This is a genomic window from Acinetobacter sp. YH16056_T, assembly GCF_024605895.1.
Lineage (GTDB): Bacteria > Pseudomonadota > Gammaproteobacteria > Pseudomonadales > Moraxellaceae > Acinetobacter > Acinetobacter amyesii.
The window spans coordinates 1,208,096-1,232,748 of record NZ_CP094545.1 but is presented as its reverse complement, the minus strand read 5'-3'; the positions used below and the strand labels follow the sequence as shown (position 1 = coordinate 1,232,748).

Below are 24,653 nucleotides of genomic sequence, written 5' to 3'. Positions count from 1 at the left end.
ATCAACCTCCTACCACTTCAGCATCCTCAATCACTGTTGCTTTATATCCATCTAGGAACTTGTAGCCATTAATACCCATTACTTTAATCGCCACCTTATTTTCCTGGAATAAATAAACTGGCTCATTTGTCATCGTGGTAACTGTGGCTTCATTAGTAAGTTTTATTTCTACAGTTGGATCGGTGGCAAAAATGAGCTTGGTTAGATCAAGTACAATCTTCTGATTTTCATTTACTGATTTATTTGTGATAACTGGAATACCTCGGATTGATCCACCATTTACACCCAGGCTATCTAGCTCTAATTCATTCGCAATATTTAAAGCAGTGAACGGATTAAGCAGTAGGATTGCGTCCTGTGGGTCATCAATCGAAGCTAAGGCGTTGGTAATGTCTGCCAGTAGTGTCGGCATTGTGGAGCCTGTTGCTGTGACTGTGGTCGCGTCTGTTGTAACGGATTCGATAAAGTCTGCATTCTCGCCAGCAACATAGCTATTAATTAAAGCTGTGTTAATCAATGGCTCTACCAGGCTGTAAGTGTCGCTTTCAAAATAACGCTCTGGAAAGATTGCATAGCCACCAATTTTTTTGAAATCTAAAGTAATTCCAATTTTAGATTTTTCAGTCAAAATTTTAGTAGGTTCTTTTTGCGGAACGACCTCACAAGGCGCCAAGTCGAAGGCACTAAGAGGTTTATTTAGTGGCATGTATAGGTTTTTACCCAATAACTGTATCTGACCAATCAAACTTTTTTCTTTTACTAAATTAATAAACTGCTGACTGGCTGCAATGGCTGCATAATCCGCCTGTGTTGGGTCTGTGAATCCTTTTGATGCCATCATCTGAGCAACGGCTGAAGATGCGCCAAAGTGTTTGACCGCTACTTCTTGTGGGGAAATATGCCCTTTTTCTGCCTGACGTTGAGCAAATATGCTTTTAACTAAGGTGGTGACATTGGTTTTCATAAAAAAATACTCATATAAAAGATATGAGTAAATATAGAGATTAATTATTATTCTATGTTTTGGCTTTATAACGCCTTATAACTATCTCGTTTAGCCAAGTATTCGGCAATGTTATAAATCGTGTATCTGTACTCATTGCCCACCAGTACACAATCTGGAGTTAATCTTTTTTGCAGTCTAGCCACCCTAAAAAATGCTTTTGATTTTCCCAGCAACTTAACTGCCTGCTGCTCTGAAATCGTACCATTTGCTGCTGGCTTCACTCCCAATTCTATTGCTTTCATATAAAGGCTGTTCATATATGGCTGAATATCAATTAAACGCTCCGACATAACCAACTTGGAACGCTCTATTATTTCTCTTGTTTTGGCTCTGTTTATTCCACTCTCATATAAAACAGACTCGATAACCTCAATAGGTAACATCATCATCTATACCTCATAAACTTGACTTTCGCCCTGCAACATTCCACTATCTATATGCACTATATGCAGTGATTTTTTTCGCTAAATTAGCTCCCTATTTCGGGAGCTTTTTTAGGTCTATACACCTTGAGCATGTTGAGCATGTTGAGCATCTTCCATGTAAGTACATGATTTTCATTAGAAATGAAGGTGCTCATTAAGATGCTCAAGCATTTACCCTTTGAGCATCTTCATTATTGATATAATTCAATAAGTTATCTTCAAGATGCTCAAGGTGTTCAAGATGCTCATAGGTTAGTAGCGTTGTTTATGTTCAGGCAATACTTCTGGAACGTCTTTAAAAATTGATGGCAATTTCCAGTACCAAGCCGAACCCTCTTTGAATGGTTTTATATTTAAATTGTCTTTTGCTCGTCTGATAGATGCCACACTATAACCAGCATTTTTAGCTTCTTCTTGCACCTCCGAAGCTGGCATTTTTTCGACTGGGCTTAAAAGATCAATCAAAAACTCTTTGGCTAAATCTACTGTCGAACCGCTACCCTCTGTCGATTCTGCTTCGTTCAATAATTCTTTTGCAGTACCTTCGATTGTACCAAGCCAAGCTGTTTTTGTAGTTTCAATATTATCTAAAACTGTTTCTGATTCGATTTGATAACGGACACCACCTTCTAGGATTGAGTTATTGCTCTTAGCACGAACTAAAATACAATCCCCCTCATCTTCACGTTTAGCAGCACTCCAAGCCATTCGCGCCAGTGCCGTAAATGCTTGCGAACCAATGATTCGATCCGCTGGCGTACTTCCTGCTGAACCTTTTGAGAAGTGAGTAATACCCAATACTGCAAATTTGTATTCATTAGCCAGGTCAACTAATGGCTGTAGTGACTTTCTGACATCATTGGCCTTATTCATGTCGCCACCAACGGCAGATACAATTGGATCAATCATTAATAATTTAATATCAGGATTGGCTTTTATATATTGCTCAATCTTTGGAAAGTCTTGCGAAGGGTCGAAAGGCTCATTTTCACCTTTGTCATTAATGCGACCTGCAATAATATCAATTTTACTTACATCAGCACCGTTCGCCATCAGCCTCGGTAGCAAGGTATCCGCTGGATCGTCCTCAGTAGAATAAATTAATACCTTCCCAACATTCTCGCACTTTGAGCCATCAGGAAAGCTTCCACCTGTGGTTATTGTTGCAATCAATGCAAGTGATAGATTTGTTTTTCCACAACCACCAGCACCCGCCAAAATAGTCATTTTTCCAAGTGGCAACCAGCCATACCATAGCCAATTAATAGCTTGAGCCTGTATGTTTGCCATATTTACAATTTGGAGCGATGAAATAGGGCTTGTTGGTTTAATTTCATCATTTTTGCTTTGTAAGGCTATTTTAATTTCCTGATTTGTTAATCTGGATACATCTGCATCAAAATGAATCTTTAAATCAGCATCAAATTCTAACTTTTTATCAGTAGCAATAACCCTCGGCTTACATTCATCAAAATAATTATTGACCAATTCAAAAGCCGTGCGAATCTCTCTATGAAAGACAGAAACATAATTAAGTTGCGATAACCGAAAAAATAGATTTAAATTATCGGTAGCAATAAAATTTGATGGGTTTGAATTGCTAATATTGGATACTGGAATCCCAGCACCGACTTTAATCGACTGGGATTTCTTTTTGATATCTAATAATTGATAACCTGTTAATTGCCAGCTTTCAAAATCATATAAAGGGATAGCTTTATACCCAGAAATGTCACGACCTTTATAGATCGTTTCATCCGCCACGGTTCTGATATTTCCTTTTTCCTCATTTTGCACCAACACATTTAAATCAAAATCATGCAGTGAATAACTTTCTACTACATTTTTAGTATAGTTATGAGTGTGAGAAAAAATTGCATTTTGTGGCTTTGGGTCAATGGATTCCAATAGATCGCCTGTAGTATCCCAGGATGCTTTTGTATTCATTCCGCACCCCCTTTCATTTTCTCCCATTCAGTCTTATATGCTTCTGCCTCTTTAGCATGGTTGCGGTGTCGATCTTCTGCTAAATATTCATACATATCTAAATGAGTGACCAATTCAGAAAAATGATACTGGCTGACTTCTTTTCCACTCTCTGCCAGCTTGTTTAACTTCATTACTTCTTTTCTAATATGGCTGATTGCTGTGTACATCCAGTTCATATCTGATTCGGATAATGAAGCTAGGTCGTGCATGTCACGAACATCATATTTTTTAGGTGTATTTGTAGAATTGATTTGATTAGGCATGAGAATGCGCTCCTTTTGTAAGTTTTGGAGCTTGCACTTCACTGCTAAATGATTGGTGCAAGCTCTGAGGGTTGGTTAGCAGACTGGCACAAAAGGAAACCAGCACACCCGAAGGTGTCCACCCCCCAAAGCCTGCATAGAGATACGCAGACGCATAGAGAGAATACGCACAAAAAAAGTCCTTTAAGGACTGTGCGCCTTTTGAATTATAGCCTGCTAAAGCTAACTTTGAGATTTTGCTCAAAGCAAGAGAACTATAACCAATATGATCTGGTCTTTGCAATGTGAATTTTTCAAATAGTTTCATTTTTTCCCACCTTTAATACCCTGGTGCTGCTGGGATAATTTGAAGTTTTTAAAATAGTAGCTTTCTGCTGCCAATGGCTTCATGTATTCAACAAGTGATTTCAGATAGTGCTTATGATTGTTTTTCATACATCAAACTCCTCTTGTATGATTTCTAGCACTTCAATCATTTGCTCTTTGATTTCTGCCATTGAGAAGATGCGCCCTTCCTCAATATCAATAATTAAACCGACTGCAACATCGTAAATATTGGCTAACCGCATTTCGTCATCGGTCATGGGTTGGTTGTCGGCTTGAGTTTCGGATTTAAAATCTATGATTTGGCTCATGCCGCCACCTCTGTCAATTTGTCGAACAAGGTCTTTAAACTGCCATAGTGAAAAATCACAACGTCCACCGCATCGGGATTCTTCATCAACTTTTCATGCGTTGCTAAAATCTCCAGTTCTGCACCGTCCACCGCATCAAGTTCAACAAATACCATTGATTCATCATTCACGAATAAATGTGCCTCGGTTTCTGCGTCTTTCATTGGTCGGTATGAAGCCAATACAAAATCTTTCATGCCGCCACCTCTTTAATAAGCTCATACCGTGCATGACGGCCAATACCTGAGTTATTGCGCTCGTAGTGGGTCACAATGTCGTAACCTGCACACCGTAAACGCTGAATAATTGCGCTCAGGCGGTAGCAGTTAAAAAGGTCGATAGCTTCAGCCTGGGAGATAGTTTTGCCTTGCTTGAGGTGTGCCAGGACTTGCTTTAATTGGGTGCTGTTCATGCTGATTGCTCCTCAATCCATTTCTGAACGTCTGAAGCTCTCCAGACAGTGACATTGCCACCCATGCGGATCGGCTGCGGAAATTTACCTTCACGCGTCCAAGTCCATAGAGTTTTTTCTGAGATTGGCAAAATACCTTGTCGTGCTGGCTTGGCATTTAGTTTTCGGGTTTTTCCAGCATTTTCGCCAGTCTTATAAACGTGGATTTTTTCGGGAGTAGCTGGAGCTGAAGCGATTTGTTTAGCTCGATAGAATTGTTCGCGTGTTTGCATACTGCACCTTTCTATTACGTTATGCGTTATTGCATAGGTGCAGTGTCGTTTTTCTAAGATTTGTGCATCAGGGCAGAAAATCAGCCTCTTTAAGTTGAATAACTACCTGTTTTTATTTTTACTTATAATTTTTCTAATCTTATCAATATCTTTTGGTACTGTTGGTATTTGATTTAACCGTAAAAAATCACTAATAAAACTATATTTATCTTCAGCCTTAACCTTGCCAGTTTTACACTTTTCAAAAAGAAAATTTATTGTGCAGATAAGATTAGCCTCAATATGATTTGTATTTCTTCCCTTTAAATTAGAATATTTTTTGATTTCTTCTTTTGAGTAAATAATTGAGCATTGATATTTAATTAATGAGGATTTTAATTCTTCATCAAGTAAGCTACTTAGCCCCATCTTGTACCAGGCTTCAAGCATATAAGCATTTTGATTTAATGATGTTAGGTTAATTTCATCAACTAAATTTTTAATTAATCTCTCCATTTTCTCAAGGTGGATAACATCCTCCTGCGCTGAATTCCTTGTTTCTCTGACCTGAATATCTAGTTTTGATCTACCTAGAATCAAACCAGCATCATTTAAAAAAGATTGCCTATCAATATTCAAGCCATCAAATAAATATAAGCTCTGCTCAGATATAGAGGTATTCAAAAAACCGCCATCACATTGTTTTTCTCTTTTTCTAGCCATCACCCCACCCCATTAATTTTATTCGCCAGCTCTGTAGCAGTTGGGTTGTAATACTTCATCAGCGTTTTTAAATCTTTATGTCCTGTGACTTTTGCCAAGTCTTGAACTGGTAGCTTTTGGGATAGCCTTGTGGTGGCCTCATGCCTGGTGTCATGGAAATTTAAATCTTCAATTTTTAGTTTTTCAGTAACGACCTGCCAAAAGTAGCTCGATAAAGTATTTGCACTTGTGAGAGTACAAACTGTTTCTTCATGGATTCCCTTCATCAACTCCAGCAATTCTTTTGCTTTCATGGAGAGCGGAACCTTCCGCGAACTACCGTTTTTTGTATCAGGCAAAAGCACATAATCATCAGTGATATTCATCCATTTCATACCAACGATTTCGCTGGCTCTCATTGCCGTTTCGATAGCAAATAAAAATGCCCAGGCGGTCTGTTGTTTTTTATTCACTGGTTGGAATGTTGGGTGATAACTGAATGCTTTTAGAATCTGATCTATTTCATTCTGAGAGATGCGCCTGTCCCTATGATCTGATTCGCTTGGCTTTGAAATATCGGTCAATGGTGAACCTGTGATGATACGAAGCTCCTGTCGTGCATATTTGAACACACCACCTAGCAAGCCTAAATCTCTCTTAACTGTTGCAGCCTTGACCATCTTCAGGCGTTCATTTCTAAACTCAATCATATCGAGCTGATCCACTTGGCTAACTGGCTTCTGCATAAGTTTAGGGAACAACCTGATAAATAAGTTGAGAGAAGCAACTTCCTGTATATATCCTTTATGAGTGGGAGCTACAACATCCCTATAAGATTCAATCAACTCTCTAAAGCTCATGCCTTCAAGCTGCTTTTGCTTTTCTTCTTTCTTTTTCTGACCTGGACTTATACCACTGGCTAGCATGATTTTTATTTCATCACGTTTCAATCGTGCTTCTTTAATAGAGATAAGCGGATACTCGCCTATTGTGATAGTCCCTTTTTTCCCATCAAGCGTATAAAGCACCTTCCAGACTTTCTTTCCAGTTGGAAAGGTAAATATATAAAGCAAGTCACCATCACTGACCTTGAGCAGCTTTTCTTTTGGCTTTATAGCTTCAATCTGTTGTTTAGTAAGCATTGCACACCTATGGAGGTTAGAACCACATAAAAAAAGAGGTTAGACTGATTTAACCTCCAGTTTAACCTCCATGTGTACGGTGTTTCAATGAAATTACTTGTTATTGCTTAACAGTACAAAATGATATAAAAATATTGATTTTCAATCACTTTCATAGTGTTTTATACACTGCAAGTAAGTGCATGTTTTTGCTAGTAAATAGCCATATGATTGCGATGGATCATTTCAAGTGATCGGGCTTCCCCTAAAACTTGATGAACCTTATCTGAGGCCAAACCTTTGACGATTTCTGCCGAACGTGAACTGAAGTTTACACGACCGACGGCAACACGATGACCTTGTGTATCGACACATTCCACCACATCACCACGTTCGAAATGCCCTTCAACTGCTTTCACACCTACAGGTAATAAACTGCGGTGATTATCACGAATGGCTTTAACTGCACCATCATCAATCACTAAACGACCAGCTGTTTGTAAATGTGCAGCTAACCATTGTTGATGGGCTGTGACACGGTCATTATCGGTAATGAATAAGGTACCAAGTAATTCACCTGCCATCACGCGTGAAAGCACATTGTCGCTATCACCGCTCGCAATGACTGTTGGGCAACCTGACTTGGCTGCCAAACGTGCCGCACGAACTTTGGTCAACATACCACCACGACCGAATTTACCGCCGCCGCCAGCCATATCGAATAATGATTCATCCATTGCGCGTACTGTATGGAACAGTTTTGCATCTGGATTGGAACGAGGGTCAGAGTCAAACATGCCTTCTTGGTCAGTTAGAATCACCAAGAGGTCTGCATGAACCTGTCCAGCCACCATCGCAGCCAAAGTATCGTTATCGCCAAAGCGGATTTCGTCAGTCGACACTGTGTCATTTTCATTGATCACAGGAATCACACGCCAATCAATCAAATGCTGCAAGGCATCACAAGAGTTTAAATAACGACGACGGTCTGCCAAGTCATCATGCGTTAACAAAACTTGTGCTGTGCGAATCGAACGTTGTTCTAATACGCTAGACCAAGTATGAATTAAGCCCATTTGTCCAATGGCAGCACAAGCCTGTAGACTGGGTAGATCTGTGGGTCGGTTGTCCAAATTCATACGAACCATCCCTTCAGCCACAGCACCGGAAGACACAAGAATGATCTCGTGTCCTGCATTGTGTAGTTCTGCAATTTGTCCCGCCCAATGCGAGATTGCATCCAGATCTAACCCTTTTCCGTTTGCTGTGAGTAGTGATGATCCGATTTTAACAACGATACGTTTACAACCCTTGAGCTGACGTTGCCCATCTACCACTTCTATCATCTTGTCCTCAGACTTGTTTGCTTTGACACTTATTCAGCAATTAACGTACGTAGTACGATTCTGCCTCATCATCACCGTCTTCAAATTCATCATCAAAGTCTTCACCTTGACCTGCCAAACGTTGTTGACGACGCATTTCACGATATGCTTCTTTCGCAGCAAGCGTTTGCTCACGTGTTTCAGCTTCAAGCTGATCACGGAACGCTTTAACTTCTGCTGCATATTCAGGATCTTCAGTTTCGCGTTCGCGCTGTTCTTCAATTTGATCCATCAGGTAGTACACAACGTCTTTAGTACCTTCAAACGTTAAACCTGAAGTTTTGAATACAGGGCCTTTCCACTGCAACTCTTCGAGAATGTGATCACACCATTCATCACGCGTTTCAGCCGCCAATTGGTCTACTTTATTGAGTACCAATACAACAGGTAATTTTGAAAGCGTTGGGGAGAATTTTTTCAACTCTTCCAAAATTGCTTTTGCATTGTACGCAGGGTCAGAACCATCAATCGGTTGAACATCTACGATGTGTAATAAAATACGTGTACGTGCCAAGTGTTTCAGGAATCGAATACCTAGACCTGCACCTTCTGCAGCACCTTCGATTAGACCCGGAATATCCGCCATTACAAATGAACGGTGACTATCGGCATCAACCACACCTAGATTTGGCACCATAGTGGTAAATGGATAATCTGCAACTTTTGGTTTTGCTGCTGAAACTGCACGGATAAAGGTTGATTTACCCGCATTTGGCATACCCAACAAACCAACGTCTGCGAGTACTTTTAATTCAAGACGAATTTCACGATATTCGCCTTTTGAGCCGTGTGTACATTTACGTGGAGAACGGTTGGTTGAAGATTTGAAGTGAGTATTACCCAAACCACCTTCACCACCTGCTGCCACTAACACACGCTGACCGTCAGCCACTAAGTCGCCGATGATATCGCCAGATTCTGTATCTACAATTGTTGTGCCCACTGGAACGAGCAATACGGTATCTTCACCGCCACGGCCTGAGCAGTTCGCTCCACGACCATTTTTAGCACGTTCTGCACGGAATTTACGTGTATAACGATAATCTACTAGGGTACTTGTGTCGTTGTCGGCTTGAACGTATACGTTACCGCCACGACCACCATCACCACCATCTGGACCACCAAATGGTACGAATTTTTCACGGCGAAAACTGGCTACGCCATTGCCACCGTCGCCAGCCTCTACGGTAATGACTGCTTCATCAACAAAGCGCATATTTGCCAATCCTCTAAAAACTTTAAAACCGCTTATTCTGCCATATTTTAAAGAATTTCTCGACTATATTTATTCACTATTCCATGAAGATCATGCATTTCAAGCAGATTTTTTTTGAGCTTGTATCAAAATTTTAAAAGTACAATCCAGCTTGAATTGATCGTCTGATGTACATATAGCTCGCAACGCTAAGTTGGTTGTTTTTTGTTATTTCTGCTTGTCGTAACATCTTCATATAGTGCAATTCTTGCAATCAGAGTTTTTGTTATGTCAAATCCTAAGGAAAGGAATACTATCAGTCCATTGTCATCACAATTTGTTTTATTGATGGCACTTGCTTGTGGTCTATGCGCAGGATCAGCATATTTTAATCAACCGCTTATCTATTCGATTGAAAAAGGTTTAGGCATTAGCACTAGTGAAGCTGGTTTGACTGTAGTGATTGCACAAATTGGCTATGTTTTAGGTTTAATGCTCTTGGTCCCACTAGGTGACTTTTTAAATAAGCGCAAACTCATTGTTAGCTTAATGGTCTTTGCTGCTCTTTCTCAGATTTTATTATCGTTAAGTAGCAACTTAAGCACGCTGTATCTATTTACCCTTTGTGCGACGTTTGGCGCAATTTCGGCACAAGTCCTAATTCCTTTTGCATCGAGTATTAGCCCACCCGAATCCAGCGCAGCCACTGTAGGTAAACTCATGAGCGGCTTGGTCATGGGCATCATTTTATCGCGAACATTTGCAGGCTTTGTATCGACCTATTGGTCCTGGAATGCTGTGTATTTCACCAGTGGTATCATCACTTTAGGTTTTGCGATGATCATGTGGAAAAAACTTCCGAACACGACGCCGCAAGCAGGTTTAACAATGATAGGAATTTACCGCTCGTTGTTTATCATTGCTCAAAATAATCCACATCTGATTCGTCGTGCCTGTGCTGGTGCTTTGGGTTTTGGTATTTTGTCGATGATTTTTACCTCTATGACTTTTGTCTTAGGCAGTGCGCCATATTACTTTACTGATTTTGAAATTGGTCTGTTTGGCTTGCTTGGTGTGATCGGGATTTATTCATCAAGTTGGTCGGGTAAAATTGTGGGACAAGGTAGAGAAAACTTTGTAGCAAAACTCTGTATTGCTTTGATGTTTTTCTCAACTATCCCTCTATTTTTTGCCCAGCAAAATATCGTGATTTATGCGATTGGCGTACTCATGGCATATTTTGGTTTAACAGCATTTCACGTGCTCAATCAAAATTTGGTCTATCGGATTGATCTTAAATCCCGTTCGCGAATTAATGCGGTGTATATGACGATTTACTTTACTGGTGCAGCTATAGGTTCACTCGGTGCAGTATATGCCTGGCAGCATTTTGGTTGGATGGGTTGTGTGATTCTAGCTTTGGTTTTTTCGATTGGAATTTTACTGATTGATCGGTGGGATTTTAATAAGATGGTTAAAAATTAAGTGTTTTATGAGGAATAAATCGAATGGTTTATTCCTTTTCTCATTACTAATTAAAAATTTAATGTTTTTCGATATAACGCATATTCGTACATCTCCTCAATCAATTCATCAAGTTTTTCAGAAAATGCTATCCTAAAAAACTGATGATAGATTTCCTCATTATTTATTCCATATATATGCGAGTCAATTTTGCTAGCAAGCTCACGATATTCGTCGATCAGTTTTCCTAATTTTTTATTATCTTGATTAAAATTTATAAAACTCAAAGCATCATTTATATTTTGCCTTAGGGGACTTAAAGAACCCCATATCCTTCTGATTTCACATGGCTCGATTTTAGGACCTAAAAATTTTTTTATCATTTCATTATCTAATTCATTTAAATAGTTATTAAGTACAAGCGCCAGAAGCTTATTAGTTTGAGCTTTATATTCCTTTAAATAAATTATTAAATCTTTAGATTGAGCAGCAATTAATTCACTGCCTTTTTGCTCTCGCCAATTCGTGTAAGTCATTAAGACCGCTATTGGAGCAAATATCCCCGCCGACCAAAGCAAAAGATTTGTCGCTAAAGTAATATCAACTTCTAAACTTTTAAAAATTGCATAAATAGCGATGCATAAGGTTAAGATAATTGCGTAGACTGCTAACACTGTCGCAATCAAATTTTCTGATTTTTTCATCTATTGCTTCCCCAAAAGCAATTTAATTTTTATTTAGTAACACGCTCTTTATTTTCCAAAATCTCTGGCAAACTGCGCTCTACCCAGCCAATCAAATAGTTTATTTTTTCTGCTGCTTGCGAACCGGTAATGGTCAATTGATATTCCACTTTGGGTGGCACAACCGGATACACCGTTCTTAAAATAAAACCATCTTGCTCCAGCATTTTTAAGGTTTGCGCCAGCATTTTTTCACTGACCCCTTCAATTCGCTGTTTCAGCTCACTAAAGCGATGTACACCTTCACTTAAACAGCGCAATACTAGCACTGACCATTTATTGGTGAGATGTTCCAGTATTTCACGGGATGGGCATTCATTAGATAGCACCTGTCCCAACAATGGACTGATTGCATACTTGGTCATTGAAGAGTTCCTTTCTTGATCACGGTTTTTAGTTATTACTTACTATTTTTAATGTACTTACCATTTGTAAGCTAACAGATTCATATGAGCGTATCAAGGTGAATTTTCCATCAATTAATGTATATGATTTTATTAAGCTGATTGGCCAACTTTATTTTCCACAATAAAAAAGAGCCTCAAATGAGGCTCTTTTTTAGCTTTCACAAATTATGCATTCGTTTCAGCAGGAATTTTTGGATAGCTTACGCCACCCATTTGTTCCGCAATACGCAATACTTGGCAGCTATAACCTACTTCGTTATCGTACCAAACATAAGCAGTTAAACGGTTACCAGAAGTGATTGTCGCTTGAGCATCAAATACACCTGCGGTACGTGAACCGATAAAGTCAGACGATACAACTTCAGTTGAGTTTGTATAACCGATTTGACCTTGAAGGTTAGAGTTGATTGAAATTTGGCGAATATATTCATTCACTTCTTCACGGTCAACATCTTGACCTAAAGTAAGGTTCAAAATTGCAAGAGATACGTTTGGAGTAGGTACACGTACTGAGTTACCAGTCAATTTACCTTGAAGAGCAGGAAGTGCTTTAGCAACAGCTTTAGCAGCACCTGTTTCAGTGATTACCATGTTTAAAGTAGCAGCACGGCCACGACGGTCAGCTTTATGGTAGTTGTCGATTAAGTTTTGGTCGTTCGTGAACGAGTGAACTGTTTCAACGTGACCATTGATCACTGTGTACTTGTCGTTTAACACTTTAAGTGTTGGTGTGATCGCGTTTGTTGTACAGCTTGCAGCAGAGATGATTGTATCTTCATCAAGGATGTCAGCTTGGTTCACACCGTATACAACGTTCTTCATGTCACCTTTACCAGGTGCAGTTAGAATTACACGTGCAGCGCCAGCGCATTTAAGGTGCTGTGCAAGACCTTCAGAATCACGCCATTTACCTGTGTTATCGATTACAAGTGCATTGTTAATACCGTAAGCAGTGTAATCAACTTCAGATGGGTTAGACGCATAGATCACTTTGATGAAGTTACCGTTAGCAATGATTGCTTCGTTTTCTTCATCAACAGAAATTGTACCTGCGAATGGACCATGAATAGAATCACGACGTAATAAAGACGCACGTTTTTCTAAGTCACCGTCAGATGATTTACGAACAACGATTGCTTTAAGGTTAAGACCACGGCCTAAACCAGATTGGCTGATCATCAAACGTGCAAGGATACGACCAATACGACCGAAACCGTAAAGTACAACATCACGGTTTTCAACGTTAGTTGCATTGCCTTCAAGTGATTTAACAGCGTCAGCAACGAATGCGTCAACATCACCGCCTTTTTCTTTGAACTCAACAGCAAGTTTGCCAAGATCAATTTCAGCAGTACCGATGTTTTCGATTTTTGCCAAAGCTTCAAGAATTGGGAAAGTGTTCACAACTGAAAGTTCAACGTCAAGTACGCGAGTACGACGATGCGCTTTAAGAATTTGGATAACCGAACGGTTAATTAAAGAACGACCGTATACTGTAGCTACGATGTTTTTTTCACGATATAACTGACCCACTAGGGCAATCATACGTTCCGCGATTTCTTCACGGTTTTTCCAGCGACCTTGGTGCTCTGCATGTAGGGCAACGATAGTGTCTTTGCTCACAGATACGTCCTCTAATTAATTGTAAATCTAAGCATAAATTTCAAAACCCCACAATTGTAATGGAAAACTGAAAATTAATGAATCTAAAAGCAGATTTCGACAAGGTTATTTTGTTATATATTCACTATCAATTTTCAAAATAATCATGATTAGTATTATGATTTTATAGCCGAAAGTTGAAAAACCGGCTTTTTCGCAGATTTTTGTCACAAAATTTCAAATGTAGTTTTATCAACCAGATCTCAGCACATTTAGCTCAAAGATGAACGAATATTTATATTTTTCAAATTGTGCTGTTTTTTTATTTTGCTCAATTTATAGTATTTTTACTGATGTTAAGCTCGTAATAATAATTTCACATTTTTAAATGATTTTTAAAACTATTCGACGGAGTCTTACATCTGAGGTTTGAATCAAGGGTTTAGCCTTCAGCTGGAGGTACTCTTACGAAACGTTGTTTCTCATTTGGCAAAATGAGAAGCATGCTTCGTAAGGAAACAATCTTGCGGAGCAATGCTCCTCACCGCAAAACTCGTTCACTACCGTCAATTTATTCAAAGTATCGCAAAAACATTTTTTATTAGAAGTAACCTTGTCTCAGACAATTGCGGATGACATTACCGCGTATCGTTCTTTTATTTGAATCAAATTACGCCTCTAATGTTACTGCCTAACATTAGTTTTAAAGTCAGATCAATATTTAAAATTCTGTTAATTTTTCAGATTCTCAGCAAACTTTTCCAGATTAAAATCAAAGAAATTTGCACTCAGCTCTAATATTTTCGGAAGTGCATTTAAACTATTCTCTCCAGCACTAATCGCAAAATATCTCTGATCACTAAAAGATCGCACGTTTAAGGCATTTTCACATGGCTCAAAATCGAGATTGACGAGCTGTGACGCATGTTCCTTCAGCAACATTAAAACCTGCATATAAGTTTGTCGTTTTTTTTGCTGCTGCGCTTTTAAAGCATCGGCTTCAAGGCTTTCATAATCCCCTGTTTTCGTCATGCGTTTGGAAAATCCAACATGCGCGCCATGGGTACCCATATTTTCTACAGTTGCTTCTGTAGCAAAGATCTTCTGTTGATCATCGACCGACTGCAAGAGCGCCTTCAGCGCCGTATGAATTTGCTGTGACTGATGATGATGAAACTCCCACTCATCTTCGTTTTGAACATTAAAAATGTGCGTACACCGTTTCAACAACAGTACTTGCCAAGCCTGTAGTTGAAGTCGCAGTCGTTTCAACTCCAAACTTGCCTCAAACTTAGGGCAACTACTCAAGACATTTAGACTCGTGATGAGCTTCTGAGATATTTGCATGCAATGAAAAAAGACAAAATCATGCTGTATCTGCTCACTTAGTTGAAATTGAACAGTCTGATGTAATGGCTTCAAAATCAATTCATTGAACTGCTGCTCAAAAACAGGTAAAACCGTCGCCAATTGTTGAGTGGCATCCTCTACATGCAGCATCAAAAGTAGATGCTTATCTACCCGTATATGGAGTTGCTGCATTAAATTTTGTAGATCTAAATGTATAAAACCTGCAATGGATGCTAGCTTTGACACTTGAATTTTTAATTGTTCTATTTGCTGATTCTCTAAAGCAGTAGTTAAATCTATGGCCACCCCATCAAAAACGTCGTCTGCTAAGGCATCATTGTGCTTTGTCGATAAAAACCGTGTAGCTGAATACTGCGTCGTCCAATCTAAATCAGGTGACAAAATATAAATAAACTCAGATGTTTGTACAATTTGTAAATATCGCGTTTTTTGTTCACGCTTTAAATAGTATTTAAAAATCGGATGTTGCCAAATCTCAGACGATTTCGGGATAGTGGCATCAAAAAATTGCCCCAACATATGTGACTTTAAGAAAATTTCGATCAAGAAAATTTTGACTTGCTGGGCAGTGAGTTCACGTGCATCACTCGGCGCAATCAAATCCATTTCACGGATGATTTGTGCAGCATTTAAAATGAAATGCCGATGTAATACGTTTTTTTCATGCTGTAATTCAAAATCTTCTTCGGCATCTATTTTATTGATATAGGCTAGGTTTTCTTCTAATTTTTGCGCAACTTGAATACTCATTGTCAATGTTCGAAGTTCTTCGAGCTGTGTTGCCAAATACTGTGCATGCTCACGCATGACATCATATTTTAGTACTTTCATCAGCATGCCCAAATTCATCGGTACATCTCTTTGATACGACTGTGATGAAGACTCCCAACGAATACCTTTTTGCGATAACACCTGCTGTATCTGTGCTAAATTGGATTGATCAAGATCAGTGCATACTTCAGATACAATACTCCGCCAATGCTGATCCAACACAGGCTCTAGCTGTAAAAGTTTAGCGCTTTGATGAAATGGGACAACCACTGACTGCTTCCTGTATCTTGGTTCTTTAATCGATCTTTTATCGATTTCAGTTTATTTTTATCTAAAATAAATATTTTTGTACACCATCATTCAATGCTGTTCTTCCTAAACAATAAATTGAATCATGGCGTGTTTTAGTTTTCTAAGTTTAAGATTTTATTAAAAAACAGCAAGCATTAATTGTAAACTGATCAATTTATCGTACCAGCATTTTCAGTCTAAGAATCGATTCGATCATTTAACGCTTTTACATTTTTTGCTAGCGCACGTTCATTTTGCTTTTGTTTAAACAGATGCAAAACACCCTCTATCACCAATAACAATACCGCACCCCAAATTGGAATATAGGTCAGCCATTCTTCGGCTTCTACTCGCTCCCCCAATGCGATGGATGCAAAAGCTAACAACACGGGTTCTAAATAACTCAACAAACCAAAAATCACAAATGGCAAATAACGACTCGCCAACATATAGCTACCTAAGCCAAGCGCACTCAGAAAACCCAGTCCTAAAACCGCCAAAATCAGATACGGGAATAACGACATTAGCTCTAAACTATCGCTATGAATAAATCCTAAATAAAAGGCTACAGGCAAAATTAAGCAAAGATCCCACCAAAAACCACCCAAATGATCGGTTTTAAAGGTACGACGTAAAAAGAAATAAATCGGGTAAGCCACAGCGACATAGACAGTTTCCCACGCGATACTGCCAATACGCCAAATTTCGTGGCCGACCCCTAAAATTGCCAATGCCACGGCAGCCATCTGCCATTTAGACAGCTTTTCTTTATACAGTACACATCCAACCAGAACCATCACTAAGGGCAATAGAAAATACCCTAAAGATACTTCTAGCCCTCGGCCATTAATTGGTCCCCACAAAAACAACCAAAGCTGTGTAGTACATAAAAATGAACTAATGATTAACCAAATGAGAAAGATCGGTTGCTTGACCACACGCCAAAAAATTTCACTGACTTTGTTTAAATCTTTCATCCACCACATAAATAAGGTTAAAAATGGCAAGGTCGCCAACATGCGCCATGCAAAAGTTTGCTCGCTATCTAGAGGTTTTAAAAAGATGGTAAAGAAATACAAAATACCAAAAGTGACCGATGCCAATACAGACAATGCAACGCCTTTATACATCTTCCACTCCAGTCCAAAATACACCATAAATTTGATATTTTGCTTGATCAATCAAGCTTTTCGCAGAGACATTCTAGCAAATAAAAAACCATGCACAGGCATGGTTTTTTAGCATTTGTTCAAATATTTAGGTTTTATGGTTTTACTGTTTGCTTGGTATGAATAATATCTGATAAGTCATAACCGACAGATTGAGCATAATTTAGATATTCCTGAATCACTTCCTGATCTGGATGAGCCGAACGAGATAGCACCCACATATATTTACGACGGGGTTCACCCACCAAGACTGTTTGATAGTCTTCATCGGCTTTGAGCACCCAATAATCACCACGCCCCACAGGCAACCAACGAATCGCTTCAGGTAAGAAACTGACTTTTAATTTTGAGTTAAACGGTGCATTTTGTACAAATGCCTCGCCTATTGATTGTTTCTTGGTGCCATCTTTCGATACACAGCGATTATTGACATTAATATTGCCGTTTTCATTTAAGGTATAGACCGCTGTAACATCACGAGCACAGCTTTTTTGAAAGACTAAAGGCTTACGAGCAACTTCATACCACATACCTAAATAACGATCGAGCTCGACTTTTTCCACAGTCTGTAAAGGTTTCGTCTGTGCATAGGCCATTGTGGCTGCACCCAAACCAATTAACACTGCTGCACCAAGTGCAATTTTTGCGAGCTTAAAACCAGCTTTCGGAAGATTCGTTGTTGTCATTTTATGCCTCATTTCGATGCAAAACATTCGATGAAAATTAAGTAATTCTCTCTCTCGTGTTTTTACTCTAGCGGAAAAAATTGCTCTAAAAATCATTTTCTTGTCTGAATTATGTATGTAATTCAAACAATATGCCGCATCTTGTCTAACAAAATTATGAAATCATCTGTGCTTTTAAACGCAAGATTTCATCGCGTAATCGAGCGGCTTGTTCGAACTGTAAATCCTTAGACGCTTTTAGCATTTCTTTTTCCAGCTTGTTCATATGTTTTGCTAAAAGTTTTGGATCAGACATCAAATGACTTTCATCTGCAGTTAATGCCTTAGCCTGATCTGAAATTTTTGCATCGATTTCATCATCTGTCAGCACTTCACCTGTATCAATATCATTGACGTTTTGACGCACTGCACTGCGTGGCGTAATGCCATGTTCAAGGTTAAATGCAATTTGTAAATTACGACGACGATCCGTTTCATCAATGGCTTTTTGCATGGAGTCGGTCATACGATCTGCATATAAAATCGCTTTACCGTTTAAGTTACGCGCTGCACGACCAATGGTTTGAATCAAAGAACGCTCAGAACGTAAGAACCCCTCTTTGTCAGCATCTAAGATGGCGACTAAAGACACCTCTGGCATATCTAAGCCTTCACGCAGCAAGTTAATCCCAACGATTGCATCGTATACACCTGAACGCAATTCATGAATAATTTTAGTGCGCTCAACAGTGTCAATATCAGAATGTAAATAAGCGACCTTAATACCATATTCTTTCAAATATGAAGTTAAATCTTCTGCCATACGTTTGGTTAATGTCGTAACCAATACACGCTCATTTAAGTTTTTACGATTATTAATTTCTGACAATACATCATCCACTTGCGTTAACACTGGACGAATTTCAATTTCAGGGTCGACCAAACCTGTGGGTCGAACCACTTGCTCAACGACTTGTTCAGACTTTTCCATTTCGTAATGTGCAGGCGTTGCACTGACATAAATGGTCGAAGGAATAATCCGCTCCCATTCTTCAAATTTCATTGGGCGGTTATCAAGCGCACTTGGTAAACGAAAACCGTAATTGACCAAATTTTCTTTACGTGAACGGTCACCTTTATACATAGCCCCAATTTGCGGAACGGTAACGTGCGATTCATCAATGATTAATAAAGCATCATCAGGTACATAATCAAACAAAGTCGGAGGTGCTTCACCTGAGGGACGACCTGACAAATGCCGTGAGTAGTTTTCAATACCATTGGTATAGCCAAGCTGCTGCATCATCTCTAAGTCATAACGTGTTCGCTGTTCGATACGCTGTGCTTCGAGTAATTTATCATTGGCGCGGAAAAAGCCGAGTCGTTCAGTTAATTCTTCTCGAATAGTCCCAATTGCACGCTGTAAATTATCTTTAGGTGTTACATAATGGCTCTTTGGATAAATCGTAATACGTGGCACTTTACGGACTAGCTTGCCCGTCAATGGGTCAAACCATCGAACTGAATCAACTTCGTCATCAAACAATTCGATACGAATGGCATTTTGATCCGATTCTGCAGGGAAAATATCAATAATTTCACCACGGATACGGTATGTGCCACGTAGGAATTCGAGTTCATTTCGGGTGTATTGCATTTCCACCAAACGACGAATGATGTCATCACGGCTGATACGGTCACCTTCCACGATATGCAAAAGCATACTCATATAGGCATTCGGGTCACCTAGACCATAAATGGCTGAAACTGACGCTACAATAATTGCATCACGACGTTCTAATAATGCTCGGGTTGCCGAAAGACGCATTTGGTCAATGTGATCATTAATCGATGAGTCTTTTTCAATAAAAGTATCTGAAGATGGAACATAGGCTTCGGGTTGATAATAGTCATAATAACTGACGAAGTATTCCACGGCATTATGCGGAAAGAAGGCTTTAAACTCGCCATAAAGCTGCGCAGCCAAAGTTTTATTATGCGCCATAATAATCGTTGGACGTTGCGTGCGTGCTATCACATTTGCCATGGTATAGGTTTTACCTGAACCTGTTACCCCTAAGAGCAACTGATCATGCATTCCTTTTTCAATCCCCTTCACCAATTTCTCAATCGCTTGAGGCTGATCACCTGCCGGCTGATATTGTGTTACCAGTTCAAAAGGCTGTTCCTGCATCACACTCTTCTTCAACAGTTTTATATGGCTTTATTATGAGGGCAAAGTTGCACAAAACAACGCTAAATTTATGTAAATACCAGAGGCATGTACAGACTGTAAAATTATAATTCAACATAACCCCATAGATTTTTCTCATGTTTGAAAAATAATTCGCCTGATTTCGCATGTTTTTCTTGAGGAAACTCTTGGCTCTAAAAAAACTCAGGAATAAAGCGTTCATTTATCCCTTATTGATACTTGACCTATGTAAATTTCACCTGCAACATGAACAAAAGGACGCCACAGATCAAACTTATGACTTACCAATATCATGACGAAAGTATTGTTAAAAACCTACCCGAAGATACTATTTTTGTTTTTGGCAGCAATATGGCAGGTCAACATACTGGCGGTGCAGCGCGTACTGCCCTAGAGCATTTTGGTGCAATGAATGGTATTGGTCGTGGATGGGCTGGTCAAAGTTTTGCTATTCCAACCATGAATGAGCATTTACAACAAATGCCATTGTCTCAGATTCAATATTATGTTGATGATTTTAAAATCTATACCAAGAATCATCCGAAGACCAAATATTTCATTACTTCGATTGGCTGTGGTGTCGCTGGCTATAAAGTTGAAGAAATTGCTCCCATGTTTAAGGGGATTTCCAGCAATGTGATTTTCCCTATTTCTTTCCGTCCATTCGTTGAAAAAGCATTACCAAAACTCACCTCGAAACTTTTACATACGATTTATCGAGATTCGGTTATTTTCGCACCTTCAACAGATGAGTTGGTTGATGTACTGGCCTTAACAGATAATGAAAAAAGTCTTGCGAAAATTGTCCTGAATACCCAAATGTACCCAACAGACAGTAATGGTCGTGACCGTATTTTTGAAATTGAAGATATTTTGCATGCGCTGAATGGGAAAATATTTGAATTTCAAAGCAACTCTGAAGGCCCGATGATGTTTGGCGGCGTTATTTTAGCCCTACTTGAACTTTATAATATCAATGAAAAAGATTTCATTGATGTTTGGAAAGCTGAACGTGAAATCGCTGCACCAAAGCCTGAAAATAAAGCCCGTAAAGCCAACCGCTAAAGACTTTTTTCACCATATCTCCCCCCCTAAAAAAGCCAAAGTCTACATTGGCTTTTTATCTAAGTTGAATTAACGACTTTTAGCGACATAAGTCACACTAAAAATAAAACTTATTTTACATATCACATTATTTTAATATCATTTTTTTCGTCTTATACTACATGCTGTAATTATCATGAAGAATGACGAGCACATAAAATAGACATGCTAGATTCTCCTTTTTTTTGAGCTATCCCCCATTGCCATGTGGCTTGAAGATTACAGTGAAGTCAAAAAACAATTTGATCTCTGGCGTCAGCAAGGTGTGCAGGATCTCTCCACTTTTCCTCAACAAGATGAATCACGTATTCTGCAATGTGCAAGAAAAATAAAAATCTTACAGGTCAACACAAAAACGTTAGAACTGTATCAAGCGCGTAATATTGAACATTTATGTCAAAACCTTGATTTAGTTTTTCAGGCGGAGATGTGTCAAACACATATTAGAGAATTGGTTGCATTATGGAATGGTGAAACACATTTTTCCCATTCTGCCGTGAACTATACCGCTCAGTGGGCAACGTTTAGACATTCAACTCAAAGGCATCGTCCTACCAAATCATGAGCAGGATTTATCAGCTGTTTTAATTACAACTGAAGATATCACGTCTTATACCGAAGCTTGCCGTTTACAAGAACAAAGTCGTCATTTAGCAGAAGCGCGTTTCCATTATTCGCCAACCTCACTTTGGGTAGAAGATTTCAGCCGGATTAAAATAAAATTAGATCAACTTCGCGCTTTAGGTATAGAAGATTTTGTGACATTTTTGGATGTTCACCCCGATTTTGTACAAGAGTGTATCAAGGAAATACTGATCGTTGATGTTAATCAGGCCACCCTTGATTTGTTTGGCGCTCCGAACAAAGAAATATTGCTCAAAAATGTACATAAAGTATTTGCCAAAGAGATGCTTCAAACATTTAAAGAACAGTTGATTGAACTTTGGAATGGTAATTTACATCATCAACGTGAAGCTATAAATTATGCACTTGATGGCAGTATTCGCCACGTCTTACTACAATTTACTGTATTTCCTGATTATCTCGACGACTGGAGCACCGTGCAGGTTGCTCTGACTGATATTACCGCACGTAAAAAGGCTGAAAATTATCTTGAATATTTAGGTAAACATGACGTCCTGACCAAACTCTATAACCGTTCATTTTATATCGCAGAACTCAATCGTCTCGAACGCAATCAATTACGTCCTGTTTCTTGTATTTTTATTGATTTAAATGGACTAAAAGAACTCAATGACAGTATTGGGCACGATGCTGGTGACAGTATCCTCAGACGTCTGGGCAACATTTTAAACCAACTTATTCAGCATACGCCCTATTCTGCTTCGCGCATTGGCGGTGATGAATTTGTCATTCTATTACCGGGTGCAGATGATGCAGCGCTGCAAAACTGCTTACAAAGTTTGAATGAGTTGTTATTGGTCGATAACCAATTTTATTCTAATCAACCGATGAGTATCTCGATTGGCTGTGCCACCAATGGGCTGAATGAGCGGATGGACGATATGCTTAAACGTGCCGATTTGGACATGTATCGTCAGAAGAAAAAGTATTATCTCAATAAAGACCGCAGAATTCAGTCTGAAATACGTAATTAACATCAATAATTTGCAATAAAAAAGCCATGGTTTGAACCATGGCTTTTTTATTTAAATCTCTTAACGCTTACCCATCGAACGACGTGTACCGCGTGGTGGCATCCAAGTACGGTCAGCATAACGCTGAGGTTTAGGACGCATATCTTCAAAGATTTCATCCGAAGCATTATCTTCAGCTTTTTTAATCGGAAAAGGCAAATTAACTAAAGCCTTTTTCTTGGGAGGGTTTTGCGTACTCATACGAATAACTCAATTGAATCTGGCGCTATTGTACAAAAAAAATGGTTTTGGTGTAAAAGGCTTTGAGTGATTAGCCTCGATTGACATATAAAGACTCCATAATTAGCTATGAATTTTTATATCTATAGAGGACAACAGCACAAAAAACTGCTTTAAATATGGTCGTTTTAAACTAATTTATTGACCCAAATCAACCAAAGCACTGTCATTTATGTCAATAAATATTGAGTATTTACAAATAGATAGAACCATTTCTAAATTTCAAAAAAGTTAGATTTTTTTTACACAAATACCTAATTAAAGCCTTCAAATAATACAAATCATCAAAAATGTTACAGGACTATTACGTTTATTCTTGTTTTCTATAACATTTTTTACGCACTAATTTTGAATAATGAGCACTTAGAAAAATTATTATCAATTTACGGACATGGAGTCCTTTAAAATGAAAAAAAGTGTATTGTGCATTGCTGCTTCTATGGCTGCCCTACCTATGCTCAGTCATGCAGACTCACCATATTTTAGTTTAAAAGATGGCGATGGCTTCAAACGTTTCTCTGTTTCTGTCGGGGCATTACATGTTATGCCTCAGGGTAAGGCACAACCATTTAACGTCAAAACAGCCGCTTATGAAGGTATTCAATCTGATGTTGGACAAATTTCAACTCAAGCGGTCATAGACAATCGAGTAGAGAACTCTAGTGGATTAGCTAATTGGCTCGTAAATTTAATTAATGGACTCAATCCAGATAGTAGTCTTCCTAGCTTTATGAGTGGTTCAGCACAAATCTATGGTTTAGAATCTTGGGATAACCCTGGTACAGGTCTTGAAGCCGACGACGTAACCACACTTGGGATTATGACCAATTATTTCTTTACCGATAACATTTCCTTTGAAATGAAAGCTGGAGTTCCTCCAAAAGTTGACCTACAAGGTAAAGGTAAAATTTATGCTCCATTTAGTGCTGTTGCTAAACCAATTGTAGGTACCATAAATTTAGACAATGATATTTTTATTACTAATTTAGAAGCACATGGTGCTGCAGCTTCGGCACGTGCTTGGACGCCTGCATTTGAGTTCCAATACCATTTCGGAAAAACTGGCGTCAATAAATTCCGTCCATATGTCGGATTGGGTCTTATGTATGCTTATTTCAATGAACTTGAAATTAATCCACAAACCGAAAAAGACCTCATCGCAGCTGGTCACATGATTTATAATATTCTTGATAATAAAGCTGGGGCTGCACTAGATGGTAGTCCCAATCCAAATGCAAAACCCAAAGTGGAACTAGATGCAACTGATGCCTTTGCACCTGTTGTGACAGCTGGTTTTACTTATGACTTCAATGACAAATGGTTTGCTGTAGGTTCTGTTAGCTATGCACACCTACAGAATGAAACCACCATTACCGTTACAGATGCGACACATGGTGAACTGATCAAATCTAAAGCCGATATTGAAGTAAACCCGATCCTTGCGTATGCAGGTATCGGTATGCGTTTCTAATTAATAACCTAAATATAAAAAGACGGCTACAGCCGTCTTTTTTATTAGGCTACATATGG

General features: G+C 38.9%; 25 protein-coding genes and 1 pseudogene. 4 read left to right on the top strand and 22 right to left on the bottom strand.

Annotated features, from left to right (window positions below; genetic code table 11):
* Position 1 precedes the first annotated feature (1 nt).
* From MST17_RS06260 to cgtA, 14 genes are all read right to left on the bottom strand, one after another.
* Entirely contained in the window at positions 2 to 964 is a 963-nt protein-coding gene (locus MST17_RS06260) for a hypothetical protein (RefSeq protein WP_180026322.1), read from the bottom strand.
* Between the two features lie 65 nt (positions 965 to 1,029).
* On the bottom strand, positions 1,030 to 1,395 hold the full coding sequence (locus MST17_RS06255; RefSeq protein WP_225876409.1) for a hypothetical protein: 366 nt from the start codon (positions 1,393 to 1,395) through the stop codon (positions 1,030 to 1,032).
* Positions 1,396 to 1,683: 288 nt separating this feature from the next.
* Positions 1,684 to 3,378, bottom strand: a complete 1,695-nt coding sequence (locus MST17_RS06250) for an AAA family ATPase (protein ID WP_180026323.1) — start codon at positions 3,376 to 3,378, stop codon at positions 1,684 to 1,686.
* Positions 3,375 to 3,683, bottom strand: coding sequence for a hypothetical protein (locus MST17_RS06245; protein WP_180026324.1), 309 nt, complete (start codon positions 3,681 to 3,683; stop codon positions 3,375 to 3,377). Before MST17_RS06245 ends, MST17_RS06250 begins: the two co-directional genes overlap by 4 nt.
* Positions 3,676 to 3,990 carry a hypothetical protein gene (locus MST17_RS06240; RefSeq protein ID WP_180026325.1) on the bottom strand — a complete coding sequence of 105 codons (315 nt, stop codon included), beginning with the start codon at positions 3,988 to 3,990 and terminating at the stop codon, positions 3,676 to 3,678. The genes MST17_RS06245 and MST17_RS06240 overlap by 8 nt, the downstream gene beginning before the upstream one ends.
* Entirely contained in the window at positions 3,987 to 4,118 is a 132-nt protein-coding gene (locus tag MST17_RS06235) for a hypothetical protein (RefSeq protein ID WP_257223998.1), read from the bottom strand. The genes MST17_RS06240 and MST17_RS06235 overlap by 4 nt, the downstream gene beginning before the upstream one ends.
* Positions 4,115 to 4,318 carry a hypothetical protein gene (locus MST17_RS06230; protein WP_180026326.1) on the bottom strand — a complete coding sequence of 68 codons (204 nt, stop codon included), beginning with the start codon at positions 4,316 to 4,318 and terminating at the stop codon, positions 4,115 to 4,117. The genes MST17_RS06235 and MST17_RS06230 overlap by 4 nt, the downstream gene beginning before the upstream one ends.
* Positions 4,315 to 4,554 (bottom strand): hypothetical protein, encoded by a 240-nt coding sequence (locus MST17_RS06225; RefSeq protein WP_180026327.1) that lies wholly within the window; start codon positions 4,552 to 4,554, stop codon positions 4,315 to 4,317. The genes MST17_RS06230 and MST17_RS06225 overlap by 4 nt, the downstream gene beginning before the upstream one ends.
* The gene (locus MST17_RS06220) at positions 4,551 to 4,769 is read right to left on the bottom strand and encodes a helix-turn-helix domain-containing protein (RefSeq protein ID WP_100328748.1); all 219 of its coding nucleotides are present in this window, start codon (positions 4,767 to 4,769) and stop codon (positions 4,551 to 4,553) included. Before MST17_RS06220 ends, MST17_RS06225 begins: the two co-directional genes overlap by 4 nt.
* A complete protein-coding gene (locus tag MST17_RS06215; RefSeq protein ID WP_100328749.1) occupies positions 4,766 to 5,041 on the bottom strand; it encodes an AlpA family transcriptional regulator in 276 nt (91 codons plus the stop codon). The genes MST17_RS06220 and MST17_RS06215 overlap by 4 nt, the downstream gene beginning before the upstream one ends.
* A 102-nt stretch (positions 5,042 to 5,143) precedes the next feature.
* The gene (locus MST17_RS06210) at positions 5,144 to 5,743 is read right to left on the bottom strand and encodes a hypothetical protein (RefSeq protein WP_180026328.1); all 600 of its coding nucleotides are present in this window, start codon (positions 5,741 to 5,743) and stop codon (positions 5,144 to 5,146) included.
* Positions 5,743 to 6,864 (bottom strand): site-specific integrase, encoded by a 1,122-nt coding sequence (locus MST17_RS06205; protein ID WP_180026329.1) that lies wholly within the window; start codon positions 6,862 to 6,864, stop codon positions 5,743 to 5,745. Before MST17_RS06205 ends, MST17_RS06210 begins: the two co-directional genes overlap by 1 nt.
* Positions 6,865 to 7,055: 191 nt before the next feature.
* Positions 7,056 to 8,189 (bottom strand): glutamate 5-kinase, encoded by a 1,134-nt coding sequence (gene proB / locus MST17_RS06200; RefSeq protein ID WP_078191872.1) that lies wholly within the window; start codon positions 8,187 to 8,189, stop codon positions 7,056 to 7,058.
* A 40-nt stretch (positions 8,190 to 8,229) separates the two neighbouring features.
* Positions 8,230 to 9,444 carry an Obg family GTPase CgtA gene (cgtA, locus tag MST17_RS06195; RefSeq protein ID WP_078190204.1) on the bottom strand — a complete coding sequence of 405 codons (1,215 nt, stop codon included), beginning with the start codon at positions 9,442 to 9,444 and terminating at the stop codon, positions 8,230 to 8,232.
* Positions 9,445 to 9,711: 267 nt separating this feature from the next.
* Between cgtA and MST17_RS06190 the strand changes: the two genes are divergently transcribed.
* On the top strand, positions 9,712 to 10,908 hold the full coding sequence (locus MST17_RS06190) for an MFS transporter (protein WP_180026330.1): 1,197 nt from the start codon (positions 9,712 to 9,714) through the stop codon (positions 10,906 to 10,908).
* A gap of 50 nt (positions 10,909 to 10,958) precedes the next feature.
* On the opposite strand, the gene MST17_RS06185 is transcribed toward MST17_RS06190, so the two are convergent.
* The 7 genes from MST17_RS06185 to uvrB all read right to left on the bottom strand — a co-directional run bounded on the left by MST17_RS06185 (position 10,959) and on the right by uvrB (position 20,103).
* The gene (locus MST17_RS06185) at positions 10,959 to 11,591 is read right to left on the bottom strand and encodes a hypothetical protein (RefSeq protein WP_257218977.1); all 633 of its coding nucleotides are present in this window, start codon (positions 11,589 to 11,591) and stop codon (positions 10,959 to 10,961) included.
* A 29-nt stretch (positions 11,592 to 11,620) separates the two neighbouring features.
* A complete protein-coding gene (locus tag MST17_RS06180; RefSeq protein ID WP_125278388.1) occupies positions 11,621 to 11,995 on the bottom strand; it encodes a helix-turn-helix domain-containing protein in 375 nt (124 codons plus the stop codon).
* A gap of 207 nt (positions 11,996 to 12,202) precedes the next feature.
* Positions 12,203 to 13,660 (bottom strand): glyceraldehyde-3-phosphate dehydrogenase, encoded by a 1,458-nt coding sequence (locus MST17_RS06175; protein WP_168379186.1) that lies wholly within the window; start codon positions 13,658 to 13,660, stop codon positions 12,203 to 12,205.
* 711 nt (positions 13,661 to 14,371) lie between these two features.
* On the bottom strand, positions 14,372 to 16,051 hold the full coding sequence (locus MST17_RS06170; RefSeq protein ID WP_180026331.1) for a hypothetical protein: 1,680 nt from the start codon (positions 16,049 to 16,051) through the stop codon (positions 14,372 to 14,374).
* Between the two features lie 218 nt (positions 16,052 to 16,269).
* A complete protein-coding gene (gene rarD / locus MST17_RS06165) occupies positions 16,270 to 17,202 on the bottom strand; it encodes an EamA family transporter RarD (RefSeq protein WP_180026332.1) in 933 nt (310 codons plus the stop codon).
* A 134-nt stretch (positions 17,203 to 17,336) separates the two neighbouring features.
* The gene (locus MST17_RS06160) at positions 17,337 to 17,927 is read right to left on the bottom strand and encodes a lipocalin family protein (RefSeq protein WP_180026333.1); all 591 of its coding nucleotides are present in this window, start codon (positions 17,925 to 17,927) and stop codon (positions 17,337 to 17,339) included.
* Positions 17,928 to 18,081: 154 nt separating this feature from the next.
* Positions 18,082 to 20,103, bottom strand: coding sequence for an excinuclease ABC subunit UvrB (uvrB, locus tag MST17_RS06155; protein ID WP_180026334.1), 2,022 nt, complete (start codon positions 20,101 to 20,103; stop codon positions 18,082 to 18,084).
* Positions 20,104 to 20,397: 294 nt separating this feature from the next.
* Between uvrB and MST17_RS06150 the strand changes: the two genes are divergently transcribed.
* Positions 20,398 to 21,186, top strand: a complete 789-nt coding sequence (locus MST17_RS06150; RefSeq protein ID WP_180026335.1) for a hypothetical protein — start codon at positions 20,398 to 20,400, stop codon at positions 21,184 to 21,186.
* A 198-nt stretch (positions 21,187 to 21,384) separates the two neighbouring features.
* A pseudogene (locus MST17_RS06145) lies at positions 21,385 to 22,844 on the top strand (diguanylate cyclase domain-containing protein).
* A gap of 60 nt (positions 22,845 to 22,904) precedes the next feature.
* Here the strand turns inward: MST17_RS06145 and MST17_RS06140 are convergent.
* On the bottom strand, positions 22,905 to 23,084 hold the full coding sequence (locus tag MST17_RS06140) for a hypothetical protein (RefSeq protein WP_078190224.1): 180 nt from the start codon (positions 23,082 to 23,084) through the stop codon (positions 22,905 to 22,907).
* Positions 23,085 to 23,529: 445 nt separating this feature from the next.
* Between MST17_RS06140 and MST17_RS06135 the strand changes: the two genes are divergently transcribed.
* The gene (locus tag MST17_RS06135) at positions 23,530 to 24,594 is read left to right on the top strand and encodes an OmpW family protein (protein WP_180026336.1); all 1,065 of its coding nucleotides are present in this window, start codon (positions 23,530 to 23,532) and stop codon (positions 24,592 to 24,594) included.
* Positions 24,595 to 24,653 lie beyond the last annotated feature (59 nt).

Coding starts and splice junctions, on each gene's coding strand:
- proB (WP_078191872.1), bottom strand. CDS start 8,189: ATGATAGAAGTGGTAGATGGGCAACGTCAGCTCAAGGGTTGTAAACGT.
- MST17_RS06245 (WP_180026324.1), bottom strand. CDS start 3,683: ATGCCTAATCAAATCAATTCTACAAATACACCTAAAAAATATGATGTT.
- MST17_RS06260 (WP_180026322.1), bottom strand. CDS start 964: ATGAAAACCAATGTCACCACCTTAGTTAAAAGCATATTTGCTCAACGT.
- MST17_RS06205 (WP_180026329.1), bottom strand. CDS start 6,864: ATGCTTACTAAACAACAGATTGAAGCTATAAAGCCAAAAGAAAAGCTG.
- cgtA (WP_078190204.1), bottom strand. CDS start 9,444: ATGCGCTTTGTTGATGAAGCAGTCATTACCGTAGAGGCTGGCGACGGT.
- MST17_RS06240 (WP_180026325.1), bottom strand. CDS start 3,990: ATGAAACTATTTGAAAAATTCACATTGCAAAGACCAGATCATATTGGT.
- MST17_RS06190 (WP_180026330.1), top strand. CDS start 9,712: ATGTCAAATCCTAAGGAAAGGAATACTATCAGTCCATTGTCATCACAA.
- MST17_RS06150 (WP_180026335.1), top strand. CDS start 20,398: ATGACTTACCAATATCATGACGAAAGTATTGTTAAAAACCTACCCGAA.
- MST17_RS06160 (WP_180026333.1), bottom strand. CDS start 17,927: ATGACAACAACGAATCTTCCGAAAGCTGGTTTTAAGCTCGCAAAAATT.
- rarD (WP_180026332.1), bottom strand. CDS start 17,202: ATGTATAAAGGCGTTGCATTGTCTGTATTGGCATCGGTCACTTTTGGT.
- MST17_RS06135 (WP_180026336.1), top strand. CDS start 23,530: ATGAAAAAAAGTGTATTGTGCATTGCTGCTTCTATGGCTGCCCTACCT.
- MST17_RS06180 (WP_125278388.1), bottom strand. CDS start 11,995: ATGACCAAGTATGCAATCAGTCCATTGTTGGGACAGGTGCTATCTAAT.
- MST17_RS06210 (WP_180026328.1), bottom strand. CDS start 5,743: ATGGCTAGAAAAAGAGAAAAACAATGTGATGGCGGTTTTTTGAATACC.
- MST17_RS06225 (WP_180026327.1), bottom strand. CDS start 4,554: ATGAAAGATTTTGTATTGGCTTCATACCGACCAATGAAAGACGCAGAA.
- MST17_RS06215 (WP_100328749.1), bottom strand. CDS start 5,041: ATGCAAACACGCGAACAATTCTATCGAGCTAAACAAATCGCTTCAGCT.
- MST17_RS06250 (WP_180026323.1), bottom strand. CDS start 3,378: ATGAATACAAAAGCATCCTGGGATACTACAGGCGATCTATTGGAATCC.
- MST17_RS06140 (WP_078190224.1), bottom strand. CDS start 23,084: ATGAGTACGCAAAACCCTCCCAAGAAAAAGGCTTTAGTTAATTTGCCT.
- MST17_RS06220 (WP_100328748.1), bottom strand. CDS start 4,769: ATGAACAGCACCCAATTAAAGCAAGTCCTGGCACACCTCAAGCAAGGC.
- MST17_RS06255 (WP_225876409.1), bottom strand. CDS start 1,395: ATGATGATGTTACCTATTGAGGTTATCGAGTCTGTTTTATATGAGAGT.
- MST17_RS06235 (WP_257223998.1), bottom strand. CDS start 4,118: ATGAAAAACAATCATAAGCACTATCTGAAATCACTTGTTGAATACATG.
- MST17_RS06230 (WP_180026326.1), bottom strand. CDS start 4,318: ATGAGCCAAATCATAGATTTTAAATCCGAAACTCAAGCCGACAACCAA.
- MST17_RS06185 (WP_257218977.1), bottom strand. CDS start 11,591: ATGAAAAAATCAGAAAATTTGATTGCGACAGTGTTAGCAGTCTACGCA.